Raw genomic sequence first — 22037 nt, 5'->3', positions numbered from 1 at the left:
CATGCTCCGACTCGACTCCGTCAGCCAGTCCTACGGCGAGCACCACGTCCTGCACAAGGTGTCCCTGACCGTGCCGGACGGCCAACTCCTCTGCGTCGTAGGGCCGTCGGGCTGCGGCAAGTCGACGCTGCTGCGCACGATCGCCGGACTGCTGCCCGCACGCGAGGGCACCGTCGCCGTCGACGGCACACCGGTCACCGGTGTCCCCGAGCGACTCGCGGTCGTCTTCCAGGACTACGGCCGCTCCCTGCTGCCCTGGCTCACCGTCCGCGACAACGTGGCGCTGCCACTGCGCCGCCAGGGACCGCGCCGGGCAGAGCGGCACGAGCGGGCCGAACACATCCTGGCCCGCGTCGGCCTGAACGGCTCGGCGCGCCACCACCCCTGGCAGCTCTCCGGCGGCATGCAGCAGCGGGTCGCCATCGCGCGCGCCCTGGTCGTCCGCCCCTCACTGCTGCTCATGGACGAGCCCTTCGGCTCGCTCGACGCCCAGGCACGCGAAGACCTGGAGGACCTCCTCCTGGACGTCCACCGCGACGACGGCACCACGATCGTGTTCGTCACGCATGACATCGACGAGAGCGTCTACGTCGGCGACCGCGTGGTCGTCCTCTCGCCCGGCCCCGGCTCCCGCATCGCCCTCGACCTCCCGGTCGATCTCCCCCCGAGACGCGACCAGATCACGACCCGCGCCCTGCCGGAGTTCGTGACACTGCGGGCGAAGGTGGGACGCGCGGTACGCACGCCGCGGCGGGGGTGACGCCTTCGCGCGGCTGAGCGGCGGGTGCACTGCCGCAAGGCGGTCCGCGTCCTCAGCCGCGCCGCCCGGGCGCCGCCCCCCGTACCGCTTACTCCATTGACGTCCCCTGTGACAGAACGAAGACGTCGCGGAGGACGGCCTGTGACTCGGTGCGGGATACAAATATCTCTGACCGCACGGACCGCGTCACTCCTTGGGGGAACACCGTGAAGTACACCCGCATCACTGCTCTCGCTGCCCTCGGCGTCGCCGCCGGCCTCACGCTCACCGCCTGTGGCGCTGACAACTCCGGTAAGCCCTCGTCATCCTCCAAGGGCTCCTCGTCCTCGTCGTCCTCCCGTGGCGACGCGAAGCCGCAGGGCAGTTCGGACGCCACCAGCGGCTCGCAGGCCGACAACGCCGAGCCGGCCGCCACGAAGGACACCCGGGCAGGGGGCGCCGTGAGCAGCGGGACCCAGGCCGGCGGCAAGGTCACGTTCTGCAAGACCAAGGATCTGGCCGTCGACGCCGTGGACGCCGCGCCCGACGAGACCACGGGCAGGATCAACATCACGATGGTGAACCGGGGTTCGACCACCTGCTCGGCGACGGGCTTCGCGGGTGTCGACATCAAGGACGCCGACCACACCTCCAACCCCATCGAACGCGGTCCCGCCCAGCCGCGTGTCACCACGCTGAAGCCCGGTGACGCCGCGATCTTCGATCTCGCCTACACCATCGACAAGACCGGCGAGAGCCTCTCCTCCCCGACCGACATCCTGGTGACACCGCCCAACGAGACCCACACCGTGAGCCTGAAGTGGCCCGCGGGCGCGGGGGACATCAAGGGCGCCTACACGGACGTGCAGGTCTACCCGACCCACACGACCAGGTAGTTCCACCGCCGCCGGTCGCACTCCGCGAGAGAACCTGGAGCAGGATCTCCAGCGGCTGGAAGAACGTCAACACCGCCCTGGCCGCCGCCTGCGCCCTGTTCGTCCTCTACCGGCCTGCTGATCCGATGTGGTCACTGCGCCGGGAACTTGAGGCCCCAGACCTCCTCGTCCAGGAGAAGCCCGTTCGCCACGTAGCTGATGGTGCGATACCAGCCGATCAGTACGAGAAGTTCGAGTAGCTGCGCCTCGTCGTAATGGCTGCGCAGGGCGTCCCAGGTGAGCTGCGTGAGGTGCGTCGTGTCGTGGAGTTCGTCGACCGCGTGCAGAAGTGCCGTGTGGTGCGGCGGCCATGGAGTGTCGGCTGTCGCGTCGGGTCGGGTGGTCGCCCGGAGGTGCTCCGGGCGGAGCCCGGCCTGCGGCGCGAGAGTCGCGGCGTGCACGCCCCATTCGTAGGGGCAGTCGGAGCGCGCGGTCACACGGGCGATGACCACCTCGCGATCGATGGCGGGCAGCAGTCCATGGCCGAGCAGCCCGGCGCCCAGAGCGAACATGCGCGAGGCCAGCTCCGGGTGGCGGTGCAGGGTGCGGAACAGTGCGAGTGGCTCGTGCGGTACGCCTGGTGGCATCCATCGGCGCAGCGCCCGGTCGACAGCGGGGGTGTAGGGCGGGGTGAGCGGTTCGATCCGTGGCATCGCGGCACCTCCTGCTTCGATTTCCGAATCACTATGATGCTTCGAGAACCGAAGCGCAAGGAGCGGGTATGGAAGCCAGAGCACCACGGCCGGGTGTGCCGGTACGGGGGTCGGAGTCGGGGCGCCCTGTGATGGCCGCGCTCGATCTGCTCGGACGCCGCTGGGCCCTGCGCATCCTGTGGGAGCTGAGCCGAACTCCGCTCGGGTTCCGCGAGTTGCAGCGACGATGCGAGCGCATGTCCTCCAGCGTCCTCAGCACCCGCCTCGACGAGCTGACCGGCGCCCGCCTGCTCGCCCTGGACGGCGACGGCTACCGCCTCACCCAACTCGGTGAGGAGCTGGTCGAGGCGCTACGTCCGCTGGATGCCTGGAGCCGACGCTGGGCGGAGGAAGCAGGATCGGCAACGACATGAGAGAACTAGGACCGGCAACGACTTGAGAGCCGAAGCGAGCCCGTCCGGCCCGGCCGGGGCGACCAGCCGTCCCGCTCGCCCCGGCCGGGCCGCGGATGAAGGGATGCGCACCACCCTGTGCCATACTCCCGTTCCCCCCACATCTATGTTGCTGTCCCTGCCTTCCTGAGGCTTGTCCGCTCGCGGCTCGCCTTCTGAGAGGGCCTTTTTCCCGTGGGGGGAACCGCCCGATGGGCTCTGCTCTGCGCGCCGTGCGCGCTCTGGTGCTGTTGCTCGGCTTCTACCTGGTCGGGCTTGTGCTGCTCGGCGCCCTGGGCGCCGCCGACTGGTGGCTGGTCGCGGACGGCGGGCACGGTATCGCCGCGCTGAAGGTCGTCTTCCTCAGCCTGGTCGTCGGCGTGCCGATCATGCAGGGCATGTTCGCGGTGCGCGGCCCGCGGTTCGAGCCGCCGGCCGACGGGCTGCGGGTCGAGGAGCACCAGGAGCCGCGGCTGTGGGCCGTCGTGCGCCGGCTCGCCGAGCAGACGGGCACCCGCGCGCCGGACGAGATCTACCTGGTGCCCGCCGTGAACGCCGCCGTCCACGAGGAGTCGCGGCTGCTCGGCCTGTTCACCGGGCGGCGGGTGCTGCTGGTCGGCATGCCGCTGCTGAGCGGTCTCGACGAGGCGCAGCTCGTCTCCGTACTGGCCCATGAGTTCGGCCACTACTCCAACGCCGACACCCGGCTCGGCGCGATCAACCGGCGCGGCTTCGAGCAGATCTCCCGTACCGTCTCCACGCTGATGCTGCGCTCGGCGGCCAAGGTCGACGACGAGCGGGTGAAGGCGGAGCAGAAGGAGGCGCGCCGCGTCGCCAAGGGCAAGTCGGCGCGGCAGGTCCACACCGGTTCGGCGGGACTGAGTTACCGCCTCGCCGCCAAACCCTTCATCTGGTACGGCATGTTCTACGTGCGGTGCATGCGGGGCACGATGCGCCGCCAGGAGTACGCCGCAGACCTGGCCGCCGCGCGGATCGCGGGCCGCGCCGCGACGGCATCCGCACTGCGTGAGACCCCCGTCCTGGACACCGCGTTCGGCTTCTACATGCGGTCCTACGCGAGCCTCGGCGCGAGGGCGGGCCTGCTACCGCCGCAGGGTGAGGTCTACGGCGGCCTGCACCACTTTCTGGAGGCGCGCTCGGACGAACTGGACGAGCTGCGCCGTGCGTTGCCGCACGAGGAGCTTTCGCCGTACGACACGCATCCGCCGGTCGCCGACCGGGTGACCCGTATCGAGCAGCTCCCCGACGACGGCCGCGCCGCGGTCACGGCGGATCCCGCGCTCGGCCTCCTCGACGACCCGGCCGCCGCGTTCGCCGCCCTGGAGCAGGCGTCGCTCACCTCGGAGGCGCTCAGGATGCGGCGTGCCGGGGACTGGGCGCAGCTCGTGCACGAGTCGATGGCGACGTACGCCGATGGGGCGACGCAGCCACTGCGGCAGGCGGTGCGCGAGGTGACCGGCGCGGACGGCTCGTTCGACTCGGTGCTCGCGGCGATCGACGCCGGTGCGCTGTGGCAGGTCGCGGACCGGCTGCCCAAGTCCGCGCAGGCGGCTGCCGCGACGGGCCGGGCGGCGAGGGAGTTCGTCCGTCCCCGGCTGTACGACCTGCTCCGCGATCTGACGGTCACCGAGCTGATCGCCCGCGGCGGCGCCCACTTCGAGTTGTCCTGGTCGGACGCGGCGCTGCTGCGGCTGCACGACGCGTCCGAGGAACAACTGACCCGGGCCCTGGACGCGGCGGTGGCGGATGTGCCGGACACCACCGGGCTGCGGGAGTTGCCGCACCTCGCAGGCGCGGCGGACGGCACGCGAGAGAGGGAGTCGATCTGATGGGCCTCTTCCGTGCCCGGCGCGACACGCGCCCCAACCGCGTCGGATCCTTCAGCGACAAGCAACTCGCGGCAGCGGCACAGCAGTTCGGGCTGGTTCCTGCCGAGGAGATCGACGGCAGCGCGGCGATGGCCCCCGACCCACTGTCCGAACAGGTCAAAGAGGCTGTACGGGCGGGGAACTGGCAGGCGGGGGCCGCGTATCTGGAGGACGCGGGCCGCGACTGGGCGGAGCGCGACCGCCGCTCCGACGCACTCGCGGCGCAAGCCGTCACGGACGACGGTTGGCTGCTCGCCTGGCGCACCGCGCGACGCGACGACCCCGGGGCGGCGCTCGTGAACGCCCGATCGCTGGTCGACCTGGCGTGGGAGGTCCGCGGCGGCGGCTTCGCGGGGGCCACGACCCGGGAACAGTTCGCCGGGTTCCACCGGATTCTCGGGCAGGCCCGCGAGGCGTTCACCGCGGCGCAGGCGTCGGCGGGCGACGACCCGTGCCCGTTCATCGCCGAGCTGCCGCTGGCGATGGGACTCGGCTACGACCACGAGGCGTTCGAGGCGATCTGGGCCGAGGTGGAGCGGCGGGACCCGTACCACGTGGGCGCGCACCGCTCGGCGCTCCAGTACTGGTGCGCGAAGTGGCGGGGCTCGCACGAGGCGGCGGAGGAGTTCGGCAGGGCCGCAGCGGCGAAGGGTGTTCCCGGGCAGCTCCTGGCCACGATCGTCCTGGACGCGTACTTCGAGTACGAGCTCACGGACGAGACGCTGAACCCGGGCACGTACTACCGGCAGCCGCACATCGTCGCGGCGACGGACGCGGCGCTCGCGGACGTGGCGGCGGCGCACGCGAAGGACCCGCACGACCGGCGCGTCCCGCCGGCCCGCCACATGCTCGGTCACTTCCTGTACTGGCAGAACCGGTACGAGGAGGCACTGGAGCAGTTCCGTGCGGTGGACGGGTACGCGGGCACGAGACCCTGGTCGTACTACGGGGATCCGGCGGAGCGGTACGCCCGGGTGCGCAACTACTGTGCGGCACAGGTCGCCCACCGGAGCCCCTCCGCACGGTGACGCGGCGCCGGGCAGGACCTGCCTGCCCGACGTGCGCGACCCGGAAGTGCTCGGCAGTGTCTAGTCTGCGGTGCGACGGCCGTTGACGACAGCGCGTACGGCCCGATCGCCTCGGGGGTCGGCCATCAGGCGGGCGATGTCCCACCACCGCAGCAGCAGCGCCGGGTAGTGCGGCGGGACCGCGTCCATGAGGTCCCGGTCGAAGCGTGTGCGGACGCTCTCGTGGCGCAGGGCGGTGCGGATGTCGTCCAGGGACGGCGGGCGGTGGCGGACGGCGGGCGGCAGCGTGGCCTCGTACTCGGGCGCCAGATGGTGGCCGGGGTGGACCAAGACGTTCCCGCCCAGCGCGGACGCGACCTCGTCCTCCAGTTTCTTCTGGGCCTGCACGGCACGCTCCCACCACTGGTCCCGGAAGGCGGCGACGGCCTCGGGATCGGCGAGGTCGAGGGCGTCGCGCCGCTCGTCGAACTCCGCACGGTCGTCGCCGGGCAGGGCTTCCCGGATCGCGCCGGGAGTCTTCGCGGGACGGCGCGGCGGAGCCTGTCCGAGGTGACGCACCCACGGGTCCCCGCGCTCCTCGTGCGCAGGCGGTCCCCACACCAGGGCGCCGGCCCTCATGCCGGGCTTCTCCGGACCGGCCGCCGCCAAGGGGGCTTCCAGGCTGACCGCCATGAGTTCCAGGTAGGCGGGCAGCGACTCGTACTCTCTCCGGTGCTCCCTGAACTCGGTCCACCGGCACACCTCTCCCGTCTCACCGTCCACGTAGAGGCCGTAGAGGGTGTCCTCGGGGGCGAAGGAGCAGAACGGTATCCAGGACGGCTTCCACAGCGCCACGGCGCCCTCGTCCTCGATGGTCCCCTCGGCGTCCTGCTGCTGGAACCGCATCTGCCTCTGGTGGACCTCGATCACGGCGTCGAGCGGCATCAGGGCCCTGCCGCCCAGCATCAGCCCCGAACCGGCGACGCCGTCCTCACCGGCGGACAGCCGCCACAACGCTTTCAACTCTTCCGGGACGTTCACGCCGAGGGTTGCTTCCAATGCCGTGATCTCGTCGTCGGAGGCGCCGGGCTTGAGGGCCGCGTAGGACGGCGGGGCGTACTCCGCCAGCCATGTCAGGATGCGGCTCCAGGCCCGGGTGACGCGCACATCCGCCGGTGTGTCAGTGGTCATGTCCCTACGTTCGCACTGCGCCTCGACTCCACACACGGCGGGGCCCAACTACCGTGACCGTCAGCCGTGTTGCCCGATCCGGCGGCCCGGGGGAGCAGGCCCCCGCATCACTTCGTCGTGTGTGTGTTCTTGTGTTCCTTCGACTTGTTGTTCTTGTTCTCGGTGGCCTTGGGGTTCTTCGTCTTCTGCTTCTTCGTTTCCTGTGGGGTCGGCTGGGCCGACTGGGTCGTCGTCGGGGGGTGTGCATGTGTGGTGGTACTGGTCGGCACCACGTTGTCACCGGAACTCGTCCGCGGCGCGTCGGCGACGATGGGTGCGGTGTCGCGGGCCGGGGTGTGGGGCGGCGTGATCCTGGAGGTGCTGTCCGCCGCGTCCGGCCGGGACGGGTCGGGTGTCCTCGCGGGTGTGGAGAGCGAAGGGTGCGGGTGGTCTCCCGCATCGGCGGCAGGGGGCGAGGCGACATCGTTGAGGACGGCCCCGGTGATGACGAGCGTCAGGGCGCCGGCCGCTGCGACGGTCACCGGCCGGAGCCACACCCGGCGGGCCCGCTTGCCGGTCTCGGCGGGAGCCGGTTCCGCGGGGCGCGCCGATGTCGTCTCGGTTCCTGCCGACGCGGACGCAGGGTCGCTCGGCAGGGGAGCGGAGGTGCGGTGCGTGGCTGTCGTCGTGGACATCGTCGTGGAGGTCCCCGATGCGGGGATCACCGGCTTCGAGGCCGGAACGGGGGCGGACCCGATCTCTTCGAGCAGGCACAGCACGCGGGCGGTGTCGGGGCGATCCTGCGGGTCCTGCGCGGTGATCAAGGAGAGCAGGCGGGCCAGTTCGGCGGGTATCCGGTCCGGGATGCGAGGGGCTTGCAGCAGGTGGCCGATGCCCTCTTCGAGGGGTGTGGTGCGGCGTGAGGCATCGCCGGTGAGGGCTTCGAGGAGGACCAGGCCCAGGGCGTAGACGTCGCTGGCCTTGCTCGCCCCGCCGCCGAGCAACTGCTCGGGAGCCATGTACGCCAAGGAGCCGACGAGGGTGCCCGGTTCGCTGTGGGTGCGGTCACCGATGGAGCGGGAGAGCCCGAAATCCGCCAGGCGGGGCGCGCCGAGCTCGTCCAGGAGGATGTTGGACGGCTTGATGTCGCGGTGGATGATGCCGCAGCCGTGCACATGATCAAGGGCCGAGGTCAGGGCCGTACCCAGGCGGACGGCCTGTGCGGTGGTCAGGGGACCGACGGTGAGGCGATCCCGTAACGTCGTGCCGCGCACCAACTCGGTCACCATAAAGGCGTCGTCGCCGTGCCGACCCGCGTCGTAGACGGTGACGAGGGCCGGGTGGGAGAGGCGGGCCAGCGTCAGCGCCTCGGCGCAGAAGCGGTTCGCGGTGACCGTGCCCGCGGTGGGACGGAAGACCTTCACCGCCACCTCGCGGCCCAGGACCGTGTCGACAGCGGCGAACACGTCGGCCGTTCCCCCCGAGCCCAGCCGGTTCTGGATGCGGTACCGGCCGCCGCCCAGGAAGGGCTCCCGCGCGGGCGCGGCTGCGTCCCTGTCGCTAGGTCCTGTCTGCATCAACAGCCTCCTCCAAGCACGGCGATGCACTGCGCGTACCCCGGCGGGCACCGACCACGCCGACGCGTCGGCGTCCTCGTACGGGCATCCCGGGGGGATCGGCTCACGCAGGGGCCGGGCCACGACTTCGAACGAGCGATGGACCTTACGTTCGGCGCGGGCCCGACCTGTCGCGTTCCAGCCACCCGAGAGCCGTCACGAGAACGCCGTCACGAGAACGCCGTCACGAGAACGCCGTCACGAGAACAAGGTCAGGCGGACGGCGCGGCGTTCACCACGACCTTCGCAGTGTTGTCGGTCGTGTCCGGGTCGAAGTCGAACGCGCCGAAAACCGGGCGCACCACGACCGGCCCGGCGGCGTTCTCCACCACGGTGTCGACGCGCAGGTGGAACGGGAAGGCGCGCTCGGTGTCCTCCGCCACCCAGTACGGAAGCTCGCAGTCGTAGCGCGGGGCACCGACGCGGCTGGGGTAGTAACCGCCGGTCAGTGTGCGCGGAACGCATTCCGAGGGGGCGTCGGTGACGGTCGTGCCCTGCGGCGTCCGGAACTCGACGACCGCGGCGGGGTCCCCCGAGCCCAGGTTCCCGAACCAGGCCGGGCCGGTGTTCTCGAACCCGACCTCGGCCGTGACCGTCTGCCCCGCGCCGCCCGTGACGTCGGCGCCGTGGACCGCGAAGTCGGCGGTGTTGTCGGCGAGTATCTCCTGCGCCACGTAGTTGTCGGCGCTGTCGATGTCGGTCGCCTCATCGGCCGGTTCGACGCTGAGGTCGAGGCGCTCGTACAGCGCACGGTCGTTGACGGCGACGCGCAGCGGTTCGGGCAGCTCGACGTGTGCGCCGGGGGCGATGTCGTCCTCGAAGGCACAGGTGGCGTAGGTCATCGGCGCGTACGCGTCGCCTCCTTCCGTGCGGTAGGAGCACTGGGCGTAGGAGGTGGCGAAGCCGAGGCCGTAGGAGGCGCTCATGCGCAGCGTGTAGCCGTGGGCGGTCTCGTTGCCCTCGTTGGTGACGGTGAGCGGCCATGTCAGGGTGGAGCCCGGCCGGGCGCCCGCGATCTTGCCGGGGTCGTCGAGGGTGAGGTCCGGGCCCGATTCGACGGTGACGGTGGTGGTGGAGCCGTCGGGCGACTTGATCGTGCCGGACGGGGTGGTGGCCGTCGCCTTGTAGGCGATGGTGCCCTGTGCGCCCTTCTGTGCCCCGGCGGCGGCGCGGATGCCGAGGTGCACCGCGTCGACGTTGCTCGTCGGTATCCTGCCGTCGACCGTGCATACGGCGATGGTGCCGTCGGGGGAGCAGTTCGCGGGCCAGACGATGTCGGCCACGCCGCTCAGCCCGGTGACGTCGACGGTCAGTCGTCCGGCGGTGACCGACACGTTGCTGTTGTCGTGGTAGAGCCCCAGGTCGAGCGAGCGGGCCGGGGCCTGGCCGCCGTCGGTCCCGAGCGGCACGTTCAGCTCGGACGGCGACTGGATCCACAGCGTGTCGGAGGCCGAAGCGGTCCCGGCGCCCAGACCGATGACGATCAGGCCTGCGAGCGCGGTGCCGCATGCGCTCAACCTCAGCGCACGCCCGACGGAAACGTGGTGCATTGCATCCCCAGTCGTGTCAGGGAGCCGGGCCCTCCCCAACTCCTCGACAGTCAGACGATCTTGTGCGGTGGAGGGTTGTAGCGGCGGCGCACATCTTCGCGGCCGGTCCTCGCGCGGGGGCCGGGTCGCCGGGTATGTCGTGCCCGGCGCACAGCCCGAGCATGCTGTCCCAGAGGAGACCCACGGCGAGGAAGACCAGCCCCAGGGTGAGGAGTTGCAGCCACAACGGTCCGCGGTCCCGGCTGGTGAACCGGGGGAGGAACGCGGCGAAGAAGAGGATCGTCTTCGGGTTGAGCAGGTTGGTGACGGCCGCGCGGCGCGGAATCTCACGCTCGGGCGGCGGTGCCGGTGACGCGGCCGGGGCCTCGGTCGCCGAGCGCAGGGTGGTCACGGCGAGTCGTCCGACAACTGCGCCCGGCGGCTGACTCGGCTGCTGTCCGCCTCCGGAATCCGGCCGGTCCTCGACGCCGTGGACGACGATCGGCTCGACGCCGTCTGGGCCGTTGACAGCGCCGACCGCTGACTCGTGGCGGCGGCGGTCGCCCTCCGGCAGTACCTGGGCGAGCAGGGCTTCGCCCGAATCGGCGTGTGCACGGGCGGACGCTGTGCCGATGTCTACGTCGACCAGTCGCCCGGTGGCAGGAGCCGCTTCTGCTCGGTCACCTGCCAGAATCGCGCGCGGGTGGCCGCCTTCCGTAGCCGGAAAGCGGCCACCACCGCCGAGTGAGCGCGCTGCCGCGTCCAGTTCACCACCCCCGAGCGGCTTCTCGCGCCCGCCGCAGAGGCTCCCGCGATGCTCCAGGCGAGGAGGGCAGTACGGAAAAAACCGCGAACGTCTCTGTAACGTGACCGCCTCGTCGTGCGTGTTGTTGCTGAGACAGATGGACGGGGGACCGGATGACGCGGGGGGATTCATGAACGAAGACGGCCCTGAGCCGGGGGCGGAGGGGTTCGATGTCTTCTACGCCGCTACCGCCAGACGGCTGGTCGCGACGGTGTACGCGATGACAGGTGACCTGGGGGAGGCCGAGGACGCGGTCCAGGAGGCCTACATCAGGGCGTGGCAGCGCTGGGGGAGGCTGGTGCGCGAGGGAGATCCGCTGCCGTGGGTACGTACGGTCGCGGTGCGTCAGGCGGTGAGTTCCTGGCGCCGGGGCCGCAACCGGCTGTCGGCCCATCGCCGCCACGGCCCGCGGGACGCGTTGCCCGGCCTGACGCCGGACCGGGTCGCGCTGGTCGACGCGTTACGCCGGCTCAACCCGCAGCAGCGGCAGGTGGTCGTGTTGCATCACCTGCTCGACCTGCCCGTGGAACAGGTGGCGCACGAGACCGGCGCCTCCAGCGGAGCCGTCCGCACCCGACTGAGCCGCGCCCGCAAAATCCTCGGCGCCGAACTGTCGGACATCACCCCGCCGAGCGCGAAGGAGGCCCCCCATCATGCCTGAGGTCGACGAACTCCTCGACGACATCACCGTACGACTTCCGGACGCGGCCACCGTGCGTGCCCGGGCCACGCGGCGCACTGCCCGGCGCCGTCTCACCGTGGGACTCGCCGCCGTCGCGGCGGTAGGCCTGGCCTGGACCGCCTGGCCCGACCTCGGTCAGGGCGACGCGCGTCCGGCGCGTCGGCCCGCGGTGACGGCTTCCCCGACACTGTCGGACCCGGACGGTTTCCCGGCCGACACCCCGTACAAGAAACACGGCGTCAATTCGGTGGGCTCGGCCAAGCTGATGCCCGCGTACAAGACATGGCACTGGCGAAACACGCACGGAGATCTCCCGGAGAGCCAGTGGCCGCTGGCGCAGGCCGCGTGCGGGGCGACCGGACTGGACAACGAGGAGTGGGAGGACGCCTCCACCGGGGACGAGGCCGCCGGCTACGACTCCTGGAACACATCGGTCCACTACACCGGCAGCGCGGGCGCGGTGGCGAGCGAGACACAGCGGGAGTACACACGCGACGCGGGCCGCGCCTACGAACTGGGGAAGCTACGTACGGCCATAGCGGCCTGCGCCCTCCACCGCCAGGGCACGGGGCAGCCCGAAATCTACGTGGGCGAGGACCGCAGCGGCCACGACGTGCGGGTCACCCTCGAACAGGGGGACCGCTGGATCCGCGTGGTCCAGATGCGGACGGGCGCACGCTGACGCCTACCTCTCGGCCTGCTCGTGGAGTGCGCGGCGCGTGTTGTCCATGGCGCGGGCGAGGGGGGCCGGGCTGCGATGGATCTTCGCCATCATGCTCGCGCCGAGCCACAGGTCGTACAGGGCCTCGGCCGTCGCGCGAGGGGCGTCGCCGACGGCCACGGAGCCGTCCGCGACACCGGCGGTGATCATCCGTTCCAGTCGGTCGATGATCCCCGTGGTCCCGGTCTTCGTGGCCTCTCTCATCGACTCGGAGAGGTCGGCGATCTCCGAGGCGAGTTTGACGACCAGGCAGCCGCCCCGGCAGTCGTCGGCGACCTGCGTGTCGTAGAAGCACTGCCAGTACGTCATCAGCCGCTCGGCGGAACTCTTGCCCTCGTCGGCGGCGATCGAGTCCATCGTCGCCAGGTACTCGTCGAAGTAGTCCTTCATCATCGCTTCGCCGAAGGCGTCCTTGGAGCCGAAGTAGTGGTAGAACGACCCCTTCGGCACGCCGGCCGCGGCAAGGATCTCGTTGATGCCGACCGCGCTGTAACCCTTCGTCGCCACTATCCGCCGTGCGGTGTGCAGAAGGCTCTGGCGCGTTTCCGTCCTGGTGACTGGCATGGGCGGACCGTAACACCGGATTAGACCAGTCATCTACGACGGCTGTCGCGCCGCGGCGGACTTCCGCGGCGCGCGCGAGGAGCGGCGCACGACGAGTTCCGGGCGCAGGATCACCTGTTGGTGGGCGTGGTCGCCGGGAAAGCGGACGAGGTCTGGCCGAGCGCCTGGTGCCCACGGAATCGGTCGGGCGAGCCACGGCCGTCATCTTCTCTGTCGTTCCGCTGGGTTCGGTACTGGGCGTCCCCGTCGGCACCTTCGTCGCGGAACTCGCCGGCTGGCGTACGACGTTCGTCGTCATGGGCGTCCTGACCCTCGGCGTACTGGCCCTGGTCCTGCTGGTCGTCCCGCCGCTGCCGCCGGTCGGGGCGGCCCGGCTGAGCGAGCTGCGCGGCATGTTCCACGGCACCAACACCCGCTTCGCGCTCCTCCTCACCTTTCTCATCGTCCTGGCGCACCTCGGGGCCTACACCTATGTCACCCCGTCTATGTCATCCCGTTCCTCGAACAGGTCACCGAGGTGAGCTCCGGCTCGCTCACCGTCCTCCTGCTCCTCTTCGACGCCGCGGGGATGGTGGGCAACTTCGTCGGCGGCGCCGGTGTCACACACCGACCGCGATCCACCGTCGCCGTCGCCGTCGCCGCAGGGATGATCGCTGCCGCCACGCTTCTGCTCCCGGTCCTGGGACACCACAGCACCGGCGCGATGACGCTGCTGATCGTCTGGGGCGCCGCCTACGGGGCGGTACCCGTCGCGTCGCAGACCTGGTTCGCCAAGGCGGCCCCTCCCGCGGCGGAAGCGGCCGGTGTGCTGTTCACCGCGTCGTTCCAGGTGACGATCTCCCTCGGCGCGCTGCTCGGCGGTCTCACCGTCGACCGCACCTCACCGTCCACCGTGATGACGCTGGGCGGCGTCACCGCTGCTCTCGCCACGGTGGTCGTGGGGGCACACTTCGTACGCCGTCCGACCTGGCCGGACAAGCCGTAGGCCGGGCGGGCGGCCGACGGTCGAGGTCCATCCGCAGGAACCGTCAGGCCGGCATCCCCGGCTCCGCCAGGCCGCTCTCGTACGCGATGATGACCAGTTGCGCGCGGTCCCGGGCGCGCAGCTTCGCCAGGAGGCTGCTGACATGGGTCTTGACGGTGGGCAGGCTGATGACGAGGCGTTCGCCGATCTCCGCGTTCGACAGACCGTTGGCGATCAGGACGAGGACCTCCTGCTCGCGGCGGGTGAGACCGACGAGCCGGGGGGCGGGGCCGGGCTCGGCGGGGACGCGGGAGAAGGTGGCGATGAGGCGCCGGGTGACCGTCGGGGCGAGGACGCTCTCGCCGGTGGCGATCACCCGGATGCCGTGGACCAGTTCGGCCGGCGACGCGTCCTTCAGCAGGAACCCGCTCGCGCCCGCCTGGAGGGCCGGATACACGTACTCGTCCATGTCGAACATCGTCAGCGCCAGGACCCGTACGCCGCACAGTGCCGCGTCGGCGCAGATCTGCCGGGTCGCGGCGATCCCGTCCATGACCGGCATCCGCAGGTCCATCAGGACGACGTCGGGCCGCAGTTCGCGTGCGAGTCGGACCGCCGCCGCGCCGTCGCCCGCCTCGCCGACGGACTCCATGCCGGGCGTCGAGTCGATGAGGACCCGGAAGCTCCCGCGCAGCAGGGCCTGATCGTCGACGATCAGTACCCGGACGGGCTCGGTCATGCCGTGTTCCTCGTTCCCCGCCTGGCGCGCGCGACGGTGTCGGGTCCTGGGCGGACGATTTTATGCGGTGTCGTCCGGGGGGCGGGGTGAGGGCAGGACCAGTTCGCCGGTTCCCGTCGGTGTGAGCCTCACCCGGGTGCCGTACGCGGCGGCCAGGTCGGCCACGTCGGTGAGGATCTCCTTCGCCTCGACGGGCCCGGCCAGACGCGGGCGGCCCCGGCGGTGCACCGGCTCGCCGAAACCGAGATCGACCGGGTGGAGGCGCGCCTCGGCCAGGCAGCCGTCCTCGAAGGTGAGGACGGGGACGAGCGAACGCCAGTAGCGGCGGTGCGGCGCGAACAGGCGGCGCCCGTGCCCGCTCAGCTCGGCGAAGTACCGCCCAGGGGTGAGCTGTCGCATGCCGGGGACGTTCGCGTAGTCCTCGGCGGGGATCCGGTCGGCCAGTTCGATCTGGCTGACGATGTTGCCCAGGCTGTAGAAGATCGGCCGGCCCCGGTAGAGCTCGATGCCGCGCAGGAAGTGCGGGCCGTGCCCGGCCACCATGGCGGCGCCCGCGTCGATCACCCGGTGGGCGAACTCCCGCAGGTACTCGCCGGGGTCCTCGGGGGTCGGCCCAGGCTCGTGCGCGTGGACGCTGACCAGGACGAGGTCCGCGCGGGAGCGTGCCTCGGCCACCCACCGCTCGATGCCGTCGAGGTCCCCCGGGTCGCAGGCGGTCGTCATCCCGGGCGCGTCCGCGACCCGGAACCGCGCCCCGTACAGCGTGTACCGGCCGGGTCCGGGCAGCGCCGGGTCGATGCCGAGCAGGGTGCGCGCCTCGGCCCGTCGGGCCCGTAGCCCGCTCTGCGCGTCGATCTCGTGCAGCACCTTCATCTGGGCCGCGGTCACGTCGAGGGTCGCGGTGTGCCGCAGCGGGTTCACGCCGGGCCGGCCGGGCAGGTCGGGTGAGGGCGGGGCCGCCTCCTGGCCGGGCAGGAAGGTCGCGCTGCACGCGATCAGGGCCAGGCTGCCGCCGGGCCGGTCGACGTAGACGGGGCGTCGCGCGGCGGTCAGGTCGGCGCCGATCCCGGCGAACGGGACACCGCGGGCCGTGAGTTGGTCGATGGTGCCGAGGAGCCCTTCGACGCCCATGTCGAGGGCGTGGTTGTTCGCGCAGCCGAGCACCGTGAAACCGGCGTCGGCGAGGCCGTCGAGGATGCCCGCGTCCGCGATCAGCCCGCCGCCGCCCGCCGCGTTGTGCACCGGATGGCCGCGGCCCGCGCCGGGCACGGTCTCCAGATTGGTGAAGGCGAAGTCGGCGCCGCGCAGCAGGTCGCGCAGGGCCCGGGCGGCCGGGTCCGCGGTGATCGGGGCGCCTCTGGTGGCCATGCAGTCACCGGTGAGGGCCACGGTCAGGCGGCTCACCGGCGGGCCTTCTCGACGGCGCGGGTCAGTTCACCGGTGGCGTCCTTGCCGGTGACGTCGACGCGTGCGCCGTCCACCATGACGGTCGGGGTCATGGACACCTTGCGGGAGGCGGCCACATCGGACACGTAGGTCACCCAGGGCTTGTGCGGGGCGTCGCGGACACAGCGGGCGAAGGAGTCGCCGGTGATGCCCACGTCCCGGCCGGTGGCGATGAGTTGCGCCTGGCTGAGGCCGGGGCCGCGCTCGGGTGGCTGCCCGGCGAAGAGCGCGGCCGTGTACTCCTCGAACCGGCCCGCGTCGGCGGCGCAGGCCGCGGCCGACGCGGCCCGGGAGGAGTAGCCACCGGGGTCGCTGTAGTCGTCGAGGAACGCGACAGGGTGGTAGACGAGGCGGATGTCGCCCTTCGCCTTCAGGGAGGTGAGGGCGGGGGAGAGGGTCCGCTCGGTGTTGCGGCACTCGGGGCAGAGGTAGTCGAGGTACAGGTCGATACGGACCGGGCCCTCGGCGGCCGTGATGCCCGCCTTGTCGGCGCTCGCCCCGCGCGGCGCCCGGGCCGGGGCCTCACCGGGGTCGGAGTTGTTCGCCCGGACCAGACCCGCGCCGACGAGCGCGGCCCCGGCGACGACAACGACGGCGACGGTCGACACGACGGCGGTGCGCCTGCGGCGATGCCGCCGGTGGACCATGTCACGGACCAGCGTGTCCGTGCCGCTACTGCTACTGCTACTGCTGGTGCTGTCCGTGTCGTGCGGATGCGAGCGCTTCGCGGCCTCGCCCGCCCGCTTGTCCTCGCCCTTCCCCTTGCCCTCGCCCTCGCCCTTCCCCTTGCCCATCTCCGTGTCCGTGTCCGTGGACTCCATGTCGCTGGTTCCCTCCTGAGTCGTGGGTGTCCAGGACCCTGCGGTCCAGGGCGTAACGCGTGCGCGGGTGGCGGATCAGGAGAACGGCCGCGCCGAGGAAGAGCAGATCGCGGGCGATGTCGACGGCGTAACCGCGTACGGCGCCGTCGGCGAGCGTGCCTCCGCCGCCGAAGCAGCCGCAGTCGATGGACAGGCCGCGCGCCCACACCGAGGCGATGGCCGTGATGTAGACGGCCATGAGCGTGGCGGTGGCGGTCGCCGCCACCCGGGTTCCGAGCCCGGCGAGCAGGAGCAGAGCGAGGGCCACCTCGATGAACGGCAGGGCGCCGCCGACGAGTTGGGCCGCCCCGCCCTGAACGATCTGGTAGACGGCGACCGAGCGCTCGGCGTTCGCCAGGTCCTGGATCTTGACGAGCCCCGCGTACCCCAGGACCCCGGCGAGGAGCAGCCGCGCCGCCGTCCCCGCCCAGGGCCACATCCGTGCCCGGGCCGCGGGTCCCGCCGTGGCCGCCCTCACGGCGTACCTCATGGCATACCTCATGACGTACGGGAGAAACGGTAGGTGGCGATCCCCAGCGTGAGCGCGACGATCGCGGCGAGCAGGCCCAGTTCGGCGGCGACGGGCGGTTGCCAGTCGCCGATCAGCAGCCGGGTCTGGTCGGAGCTGAGGACCTCCGGGCCGGGCAGCGTCCTGCGGACCGCGTCGACGCCGTACGTCAGGGGGTTGAGCTTGACGACGACGGAGAGCCAGCCCGGCAGGCCGTTCGGTGGGAACATCGCACCGGAGAAGAACATGAGCGGCATCAGGCTCAGGTTCACGACGACCTGGAACGTGTCGACCTGACGGATCGTCACCGCCGCCAGCAGTCCGAGTGCCGTGAACAGCAGGGAAATCAGGAAGACCTCGACGAGGACGACCAGCAGCACAGGTGTGTACCGGATGCTCGCGATGCCCCCCACCGACAGGACGAGCAGCCCGTAGATGCCGCCCGTGGTGGCGCCGCCGAGCGCGAGTCCGAGCACGATGCTGGGCCTCGGGAACGGGGCGACGAGCATCTGCCGCAGCACACCGAGCCTGCGGTCCCACACGAGCGAGATGCCCACGGCGATCGCCGGCGCCTGCACCGACATCACCAGGACGCCCGGGAACAGGAAGGCCCGGTAGTCGTTGAGCTGCGCTTTGCCGAGGTTGCCGGACGCGGCGTCGAGACCGGTGCCGAGGACGACGAGGAACAGCAGCGGGGTGACCAGACCCATGGCGAGACGTACGGGATTGTGGCGCAGCCGGGTCATCTCCCGGCGCCACAGCAGGAGATAGGGGCGCAGAGCCCCCGGGGTGCGCGGCGGCCCGGCGGGGGCCTGCGCCTCGACGGGCGCCTGGGCGACGGTGGTGCGGCTCATCGGATTCCCTCCCCGATCGTGCCGAGCGTGTGCGCGTTCGGCACGCTCTCCCGGATCTCCGACCCTGTGTGGTGCAGGAAGACGTCGTCGAGGGTGGGCGGCGCGACGGACACCGACCGCACGGTCAGGCCGAGTTCCGTGCACAACCGGGGGACCAGCTCGGCGCCGTGCGCGACCCGCAGCAGAAGCCCGTCGGGGGTGCGTTCGGCGGCGAGGGCGAAGCGATCGGCGAGGGCGTCCACGGCGCGCGCGTCGTCCTCGGTGCGCAGCATCACCAGGTCGGACCCGATCACGGACTTCAGCTCGGCGGGTGTGCCCTGGGTGATGACCTTGCCGCGGTCGACGATCGCGACCTGGTCGCAGTGCTCGGCCTCCTCCAACTGGTGCGTGGTGAAGAAGAGCGTGATGCCCTGTTCGCGGCGCAACCGGTCGAGGTGGTCCCAGACGGCCGCGCGGGTCTGCGCGTCGAGGCCGGTGGTCGGCTCGTCGAGGAAGAGGACACGGGGCGCACCGAGCAGTCCGCGGGCGATCTCCAGGCGGCGCCGCAGCCCGGTGGAGAACTGTCGTACGGGGATCCGGTCGCGCTCGGACAGCTCCATCAGGTCGAGCATCGAGGCGATCGCCGTACGCGCCTCCCGGCGGGGAAGCCCGCACAGATCGGCCTGGAAGCGAAGGTTCTCGCTCGCCGTCAACTCCTGGTCCAGGGTGGACTCCTGGAAGACGATGCCGATTCTGCGGCGGACGTCGGAGGCGTGCGTCGCGACGTCGAAGCCCGCCACCTCGGCGCGGCCCGCGGTGGGCCTGAGCAGCGTGGTGAGCATGCTGATGGTGGTCGTCTTCCCGGCCCCGTTCGGTCCGAGGAAGCCGAACGTGGACCCTTCGGGGACCGTCAGGTCGAGCCCGTTCACGGCGGGGTGGGTGCCGTAGTACGCGTAGAGGCCCTCGGCCCTGATCGCGGCGGCCGTCATGCGCGGCCCCCGTCCCGCAGGCGCACGGCGAGGACCGTGCGGAAGGCGCTGAGCTCGCCGGGTTCGTCGACCGGGCGCCCGTCGACCTCGACCCAGGCGTGCGCGCCGAAGGGCTGGGTGCGAAAGCCGGTGCACCAGTCGGCCCAGCGGCCCCTGGCCCGGCACAGCAGGGCGGTGGCGACGGAGCGCTGGAGGCAGCCGAGCCCCGCGCACCGGGTGCTCACCGAGACGACGGAGCGCCGCGCCCGCGCCACCTCCTCGTACCCGGCGGGCCTGGCACCGGTGCTGAGCACCCCCAGGGCCCGGTGCAGCCTGGCCGGTGGCAGCCGCACCAGGAGCCGGGCGGCACCGGCCGCGCAACGGGGCGCGAGCTGGCGGCGCCAGGGGAGTCGGGCCGCGTGTTCGGCGACGGCGGGGGTCGTCATCGGGAGACCTCCAGGAGGCGGGCGGCGGTCAGCGAGTCGATGAGCGCCTGTACGTCCTGGCGGGCCCGGTCCACGGCGACCGGTGCGACGGCCGACATGCTCGCGGCGACCTCGTCGGGGCCGTGCCCGTCCAGCAGCCTGCGCAGGACGGCGGACCCAGCCGCGCACCGGGGCGCGAGCTGGCGGCGCCAGGGGAGTCGGGCCGCGTGTTCGGCGATGGCGGGGGTCGTCATCGGGAGACCTCCAGGAGGCGGGCGGCGGTCAGCGAGTCGATGAGCGCCTGTACGTCCTGGCGGGCCCGGTCCTCGGTGACCGGTGCGACGGCCGACATGCTCGCGGCGACCTCGTCGGGGCCGTGTCCGTCCAGCAGCCTGCGCAGGACGGCGGACCCGGACGCGTTCAACTGCCAGTAGCGGCCGTGGCGTCCGTCGAGCAGGACGGCGCCCGAATCGACGTCGGTGAGGGTGACGTCACGGGCGAGGCTCAGCTTCATCGGCGTACTCCTGTGTCCTGGACCTCGGTGTCCTGCCAGGGGCCCGCATGGGTGCGGAGCCAGCTCTCGCAGGCCACGGTGGTGTCGATCGGCTGGAGGTGGTGGGACATCGGCCCGGGGTTGAGCACCGCCGCCCGGAACCTCGCCGGGTCGATGAGGCCGAGTGCGGCGAGCCGGGAGTCCTCGGCGAGTTCCAGGATCCGGGCCCTGTTGCGGGCCAGGCCCCGGAACGCCTCGGCGCTGAACTCGCCCTTGTCGCGGCGGTCGAGGATGCCGTCGGGCACGGCACCGCGCACGGCGTCGACCAGCAGCGGTTTGAACCGGCCGCTCGCCAGCCGGTCCTCGACCCGGGTGGCGAGCGCGGCCTCGATCACCCGGTCGTCGAGGAACGGCGCGTCCCAGACGATGCCGGTGCCTGCGAGTGCCGTGTTGACCTGGCGGATCGTCGCGCCCTCGAAGACGAGCGAGGCGAGGGCCTGGTGCCGGGCCCGGTCGTCGTCCAGGGGTTCGGGCTGCTCGGCGGCGGCCGTGACGAGCAGCCGGCGGACCTCCGCCACGGCGTCCGGCGTCGCCCAGGCGGGCATCCGGGGCGCGAACACCCAGCCGAAGTCGGGCACATCGAGCGGGGGCGGCGGGGCACCGATCCGGGCGGCGACGTCGGTGAGGTTGCGGGCGAACGTCGACCGGTCGGCGAGCGCCCGTACGGTGCCGGTCCACGACCAGCGGTTGGCGAGGCGGTAGCGGTTGACCAGACGGAGTCCGCTGACCGGCCGGGCCCGCGCGAGCGACCAGGCGGAGGTGGGCATCCGGCCGAACAGCTCGTCACCGCCGAAGCCGCTCAGGTGCAGTACGGAGCCCTCGTCGCGGGCCCGGCGCGCCAGGTCGCGGATGTGGGCGAGCCCGGACGCCCAGGTCGAGGGGCCTTCGGGGGCGGCGTCGGTGTGTTCGGCGGTGTAGCCGACGTCGAACAGGTTCTCCGCGCGGTCCGCCGTGAGTGTGTGGTGGCGGGCCCGCGGCAGCAGATCGGCCGCCCTGCGCGCCCACACGCTGTCCTCGTTCGCGCTGTCCAGCGGCGCCACGTGATAGGTGACCAGGTCCGCCCCGGCCACGTCGGCGAGGAAGCACAGCGTCGTGGAGTCCATGCCACCGGACAGGTCGGCGCTGACTCTCCGGCCGGGCCGCACCCGCGCCTCGAACGCGTCGGTCAGCGCGGCGCGGACGGCGCCCGCGCCCTGGGCGAGGGAGCAAGTCGCGTCGGGCAGCCGCCACCAGCGCACCTGCCGGGAGCGGCCGTCGGCGCCGACGGACAGCCAGTGGCCGGTGCGCAGCGGGGCGATACCGCGCCGGACGGGCCGCTGCGCGAGGGGCCAGGGCGCGCCACCGGGCGCGAGCAGCCGGGCGGCGAGCACGCTCTCGTCCAGGGGCGCGTCGGTGAGCCGCCGCAGGGGTGCGACGCCGCTCGCCGCGACGGTGACGCCGTCGACCGTGGCCGAGTAGATCTGGCGGACGCCGACGACGGAGCCCTGCGCACGCACGTCTCCGTCGATGTTCACCAGGAGGTGGAAGCTGCCCGCGAGACGGGCGGCGAGCGCGTCGGCGTCACCGGGGGAGCGCAGTCGGCCGAGCCGGTCGGCGGTGGCCCGCGCGTCGAGGTCGGTGATGCCGAAGAGCACCATCCGGCGGGTTCCCGCCTCGATGAGGACGGCCTCGTCGTCGGCCCAGTCGCCGACGATCCACGGACGCCCCGACGGGTGGTCGATCCTGCGGCTCGCCCGCAGGCGCGCGGCGGGCGCGGCACCGGCCGGACAGTCCGGCAGAACTACGAATTCCATGTCGCCTCGTTCCCCCGGGCGGTGCCGGCGCGCCCGAGCGGGCGCGCCGGCACCGAGTGTGTTCACCAGAAGCAGACGATGGCGTAGCCACAGCCGGCGAAGTCGTTGCAGCTACCGACGCCGAGGCACTTGGTCAGCTCGTCGAAGTCGCCGACTTCCTGGAGCATGGGGGGCTCGTAGATCTCAACGGACATGGCATACCTCCTG

25 protein-coding genes and 1 pseudogene are annotated in these 22037 nt (G+C 72.0%); 9 read left to right on the top strand and 17 right to left on the bottom strand.

The genetic code is table 11. From position 1 onward, the window contains the following. Position 1 precedes the first annotated feature (1 nt). A complete protein-coding gene (locus tag ACIRF8_RS09795) occupies positions 2–760 on the top strand; it encodes an ABC transporter ATP-binding protein (RefSeq protein ID WP_404212804.1) in 759 nt (252 codons plus the stop codon). A 206-nt stretch (positions 761–966) separates the two neighbouring features. Beyond that, positions 967–1635: a DUF4232 domain-containing protein gene (locus ACIRF8_RS09790; RefSeq protein ID WP_404212802.1), complete on the top strand. Its 669-nt coding sequence runs from the start codon at positions 967–969 to the stop codon at positions 1633–1635. A gap of 131 nt (positions 1636–1766) precedes the next feature. Here ACIRF8_RS09790 and ACIRF8_RS09785 read toward each other — a convergent pair whose 3' ends face one another. Further along, the gene (locus ACIRF8_RS09785) at positions 1767–2327 is read right to left on the bottom strand and encodes a carboxymuconolactone decarboxylase family protein (RefSeq protein WP_404212800.1); all 561 of its coding nucleotides are present in this window, start codon (positions 2325–2327) and stop codon (positions 1767–1769) included. A 68-nt stretch (positions 2328–2395) separates the two neighbouring features. On the opposite strand from ACIRF8_RS09785, the gene ACIRF8_RS09780 reads away from it, so the two are divergent. From ACIRF8_RS09780 to ACIRF8_RS09770, 3 genes are all read left to right on the top strand, one after another. Continuing rightward, a complete protein-coding gene (locus tag ACIRF8_RS09780; protein WP_404212798.1) occupies positions 2396–2740 on the top strand; it encodes a winged helix-turn-helix transcriptional regulator in 345 nt (114 codons plus the stop codon). A 230-nt stretch (positions 2741–2970) separates the two neighbouring features. Next, complete coding sequence (locus ACIRF8_RS09775) at positions 2971–4608, top strand: M48 family metallopeptidase (protein WP_404212797.1); 1638 nt, start codon at positions 2971–2973, stop codon at positions 4606–4608. After that, positions 4608–5675 (top strand): hypothetical protein, encoded by a 1068-nt coding sequence (locus ACIRF8_RS09770; RefSeq protein ID WP_404212795.1) that lies wholly within the window; start codon positions 4608–4610, stop codon positions 5673–5675. The genes ACIRF8_RS09775 and ACIRF8_RS09770 overlap by 1 nt, the downstream gene beginning before the upstream one ends. Positions 5676–5735: 60 nt before the next feature. Here the strand turns inward: ACIRF8_RS09770 and ACIRF8_RS09765 are convergent, their stop codons facing one another. The 4 genes from ACIRF8_RS09765 to ACIRF8_RS09750 all read right to left on the bottom strand — a co-directional run bounded on the left by ACIRF8_RS09765 (position 5736) and on the right by ACIRF8_RS09750 (position 10381). Then, entirely contained in the window at positions 5736–6845 is a 1110-nt protein-coding gene (locus ACIRF8_RS09765) for an SMI1/KNR4 family protein (protein WP_404212793.1), read from the bottom strand. Positions 6846–6952: 107 nt separating this feature from the next. Further along, positions 6953–8401, bottom strand: a complete 1449-nt coding sequence (locus ACIRF8_RS09760; RefSeq protein WP_404212791.1) for a protein kinase — start codon at positions 8399–8401, stop codon at positions 6953–6955. A 251-nt stretch (positions 8402–8652) separates the two neighbouring features. Continuing rightward, positions 8653–9957, bottom strand: coding sequence for a hypothetical protein (locus ACIRF8_RS09755; protein WP_404212789.1), 1305 nt, complete (start codon positions 9955–9957; stop codon positions 8653–8655). Positions 9958–10006: 49 nt separating this feature from the next. Continuing rightward, positions 10007–10381: a LysE family transporter gene (locus ACIRF8_RS09750; protein ID WP_404212787.1), complete on the bottom strand. Its 375-nt coding sequence runs from the start codon at positions 10379–10381 to the stop codon at positions 10007–10009. Between the two features lie 135 nt (positions 10382–10516). On the opposite strand from ACIRF8_RS09750, the gene ACIRF8_RS09745 reads away from it, so the two are divergent. The 3 genes from ACIRF8_RS09745 (at position 10517) to ACIRF8_RS09735 (ending at position 12138) form a co-directional block, all read left to right on the top strand. After that, positions 10517–10717, top strand: coding sequence for a CGNR zinc finger domain-containing protein (locus ACIRF8_RS09745; protein WP_404212785.1), 201 nt, complete (start codon positions 10517–10519; stop codon positions 10715–10717). A gap of 187 nt (positions 10718–10904) precedes the next feature. After that, the gene (locus ACIRF8_RS09740; RefSeq protein ID WP_404212783.1) at positions 10905–11435 is read left to right on the top strand and encodes a SigE family RNA polymerase sigma factor; all 531 of its coding nucleotides are present in this window, start codon (positions 10905–10907) and stop codon (positions 11433–11435) included. Next, entirely contained in the window at positions 11428–12138 is a 711-nt protein-coding gene (locus tag ACIRF8_RS09735; RefSeq protein ID WP_404212781.1) for a hypothetical protein, read from the top strand. The genes ACIRF8_RS09740 and ACIRF8_RS09735 overlap by 8 nt, the downstream gene beginning before the upstream one ends. A 3-nt stretch (positions 12139–12141) precedes the next feature. Here the strand turns inward: ACIRF8_RS09735 and ACIRF8_RS09730 are convergent, their stop codons facing one another. Beyond that, on the bottom strand, positions 12142–12741 hold the full coding sequence (locus ACIRF8_RS09730; RefSeq protein ID WP_404212779.1) for a TetR/AcrR family transcriptional regulator: 600 nt from the start codon (positions 12739–12741) through the stop codon (positions 12142–12144). Positions 12742–12884: 143 nt separating this feature from the next. On the opposite strand from ACIRF8_RS09730, the pseudogene ACIRF8_RS09725 reads away from it, so the two are divergent. Beyond that, positions 12885–13726, top strand: a pseudogene (locus ACIRF8_RS09725) (MFS transporter); the annotation flags it as partial. A gap of 43 nt (positions 13727–13769) precedes the next feature. Here ACIRF8_RS09725 and ACIRF8_RS09720 read toward each other — a convergent pair. From ACIRF8_RS09720 to ACIRF8_RS09670, 11 genes are all read right to left on the bottom strand, one after another. Continuing rightward, the gene (locus ACIRF8_RS09720) at positions 13770–14444 is read right to left on the bottom strand and encodes a response regulator (RefSeq protein ID WP_404212777.1); all 675 of its coding nucleotides are present in this window, start codon (positions 14442–14444) and stop codon (positions 13770–13772) included. Between the two features lie 60 nt (positions 14445–14504). Further along, positions 14505–15848: a lasso peptide C-terminal Trp epimerase gene (gene mslH, locus ACIRF8_RS09715; RefSeq protein ID WP_404212775.1), complete on the bottom strand. Its 1344-nt coding sequence runs from the start codon at positions 15846–15848 to the stop codon at positions 14505–14507. Further along, the gene (locus ACIRF8_RS09710) at positions 15845–16537 is read right to left on the bottom strand and encodes a DsbA family protein (RefSeq protein WP_404214240.1); all 693 of its coding nucleotides are present in this window, start codon (positions 16535–16537) and stop codon (positions 15845–15847) included. The genes mslH and ACIRF8_RS09710 overlap by 4 nt, the downstream gene beginning before the upstream one ends. Positions 16538–16574: 37 nt before the next feature. Then, positions 16575–17240 carry a MauE/DoxX family redox-associated membrane protein gene (locus ACIRF8_RS09705; RefSeq protein ID WP_404212773.1) on the bottom strand — a complete coding sequence of 222 codons (666 nt, stop codon included), beginning with the start codon at positions 17238–17240 and terminating at the stop codon, positions 16575–16577. Positions 17241–17248: 8 nt separating this feature from the next. Continuing rightward, positions 17249–18112: an ABC transporter permease gene (locus tag ACIRF8_RS09700; protein WP_404212771.1), complete on the bottom strand. Its 864-nt coding sequence runs from the start codon at positions 18110–18112 to the stop codon at positions 17249–17251. Next, positions 18109–19080 carry an ATP-binding cassette domain-containing protein gene (locus ACIRF8_RS09695; protein WP_404212769.1) on the bottom strand — a complete coding sequence of 324 codons (972 nt, stop codon included), beginning with the start codon at positions 19078–19080 and terminating at the stop codon, positions 18109–18111. The genes ACIRF8_RS09700 and ACIRF8_RS09695 overlap by 4 nt, the downstream gene beginning before the upstream one ends. Next, a complete protein-coding gene (locus ACIRF8_RS09690; RefSeq protein WP_404212767.1) occupies positions 19077–19505 on the bottom strand; it encodes a lasso peptide biosynthesis B2 protein in 429 nt (142 codons plus the stop codon). Before ACIRF8_RS09690 ends, ACIRF8_RS09695 begins: the two co-directional genes overlap by 4 nt. Beyond that, positions 19502–19738, bottom strand: coding sequence for a PqqD family peptide modification chaperone (locus ACIRF8_RS09685; protein WP_404212765.1), 237 nt, complete (start codon positions 19736–19738; stop codon positions 19502–19504). The genes ACIRF8_RS09690 and ACIRF8_RS09685 overlap by 4 nt, the downstream gene beginning before the upstream one ends. Next, a complete protein-coding gene (locus tag ACIRF8_RS09680; protein ID WP_404212763.1) occupies positions 19735–19998 on the bottom strand; it encodes a lasso peptide biosynthesis PqqD family chaperone in 264 nt (87 codons plus the stop codon). Before ACIRF8_RS09680 ends, ACIRF8_RS09685 begins: the two co-directional genes overlap by 4 nt. Continuing rightward, entirely contained in the window at positions 19995–21830 is a 1836-nt protein-coding gene (locus ACIRF8_RS09675; RefSeq protein ID WP_404212761.1) for a lasso peptide isopeptide bond-forming cyclase, read from the bottom strand. The genes ACIRF8_RS09680 and ACIRF8_RS09675 overlap by 4 nt, the downstream gene beginning before the upstream one ends. A gap of 62 nt (positions 21831–21892) precedes the next feature. Further along, on the bottom strand, positions 21893–22024 hold the full coding sequence (locus ACIRF8_RS09670; RefSeq protein WP_207828757.1) for an aborycin family tricyclic lasso peptide: 132 nt from the start codon (positions 22022–22024) through the stop codon (positions 21893–21895). Positions 22025–22037: the final 13 nt, after the last annotated feature.

The sequence above is a fragment of the Streptomyces sp. NPDC102406 genome, from assembly GCF_044765725.1.
Taxonomy (GTDB): domain Bacteria; phylum Actinomycetota; class Actinomycetes; order Streptomycetales; family Streptomycetaceae; genus Streptomyces.
Note: the sequence above shows the minus strand (reverse complement) of the source record. Positions and strands in the feature narration are given on the sequence as shown.

Excerpts from the sequence above, each read along its gene's own strand:
- ACIRF8_RS09795 (WP_404212804.1), top strand. The coding sequence starts at position 2 with ATGCTCCGACTCGACTCCGTCAGCCAGTCCTACGGCGAGCACCACGTC.
- ACIRF8_RS09785 (WP_404212800.1), bottom strand. The coding sequence starts at position 2,327 with ATGCCACGGATCGAACCGCTCACCCCGCCCTACACCCCCGCTGTCGAC.
- ACIRF8_RS09780 (WP_404212798.1), top strand. The coding sequence starts at position 2,396 with ATGGAAGCCAGAGCACCACGGCCGGGTGTGCCGGTACGGGGGTCGGAG.
- ACIRF8_RS09775 (WP_404212797.1), top strand. The coding sequence starts at position 2,971 with ATGGGCTCTGCTCTGCGCGCCGTGCGCGCTCTGGTGCTGTTGCTCGGC.
- ACIRF8_RS09770 (WP_404212795.1), top strand. The coding sequence starts at position 4,608 with ATGGGCCTCTTCCGTGCCCGGCGCGACACGCGCCCCAACCGCGTCGGA.
- ACIRF8_RS09765 (WP_404212793.1), bottom strand. The coding sequence starts at position 6,845 with ATGACCACTGACACACCGGCGGATGTGCGCGTCACCCGGGCCTGGAGC.
- ACIRF8_RS09760 (WP_404212791.1), bottom strand. The coding sequence starts at position 8,401 with ATGCAGACAGGACCTAGCGACAGGGACGCAGCCGCGCCCGCGCGGGAG.
- ACIRF8_RS09740 (WP_404212783.1), top strand. The coding sequence starts at position 10,905 with ATGAACGAAGACGGCCCTGAGCCGGGGGCGGAGGGGTTCGATGTCTTC.
- ACIRF8_RS09735 (WP_404212781.1), top strand. The coding sequence starts at position 11,428 with ATGCCTGAGGTCGACGAACTCCTCGACGACATCACCGTACGACTTCCG.
- ACIRF8_RS09730 (WP_404212779.1), bottom strand. The coding sequence starts at position 12,741 with ATGCCAGTCACCAGGACGGAAACGCGCCAGAGCCTTCTGCACACCGCA.
- ACIRF8_RS09720 (WP_404212777.1), bottom strand. The coding sequence starts at position 14,444 with ATGACCGAGCCCGTCCGGGTACTGATCGTCGACGATCAGGCCCTGCTG.
- ACIRF8_RS09710 (WP_404214240.1), bottom strand. The coding sequence starts at position 16,537 with ATGGTCCACCGGCGGCATCGCCGCAGGCGCACCGCCGTCGTGTCGACC.
- ACIRF8_RS09705 (WP_404212773.1), bottom strand. The coding sequence starts at position 17,240 with ATGAGGTACGCCGTGAGGGCGGCCACGGCGGGACCCGCGGCCCGGGCA.
- ACIRF8_RS09700 (WP_404212771.1), bottom strand. The coding sequence starts at position 18,112 with ATGAGCCGCACCACCGTCGCCCAGGCGCCCGTCGAGGCGCAGGCCCCC.
- ACIRF8_RS09695 (WP_404212769.1), bottom strand. The coding sequence starts at position 19,080 with ATGACGGCCGCCGCGATCAGGGCCGAGGGCCTCTACGCGTACTACGGC.
- ACIRF8_RS09690 (WP_404212767.1), bottom strand. The coding sequence starts at position 19,505 with ATGACGACCCCCGCCGTCGCCGAACACGCGGCCCGACTCCCCTGGCGC.
- ACIRF8_RS09685 (WP_404212765.1), bottom strand. The coding sequence starts at position 19,738 with ATGACGACCCCCGCCATCGCCGAACACGCGGCCCGACTCCCCTGGCGC.
- ACIRF8_RS09680 (WP_404212763.1), bottom strand. The coding sequence starts at position 19,998 with ATGAAGCTGAGCCTCGCCCGTGACGTCACCCTCACCGACGTCGATTCG.
- ACIRF8_RS09675 (WP_404212761.1), bottom strand. The coding sequence starts at position 21,830 with ATGGAATTCGTAGTTCTGCCGGACTGTCCGGCCGGTGCCGCGCCCGCC.
- ACIRF8_RS09670 (WP_207828757.1), bottom strand. The coding sequence starts at position 22,024 with ATGTCCGTTGAGATCTACGAGCCCCCCATGCTCCAGGAAGTCGGCGAC.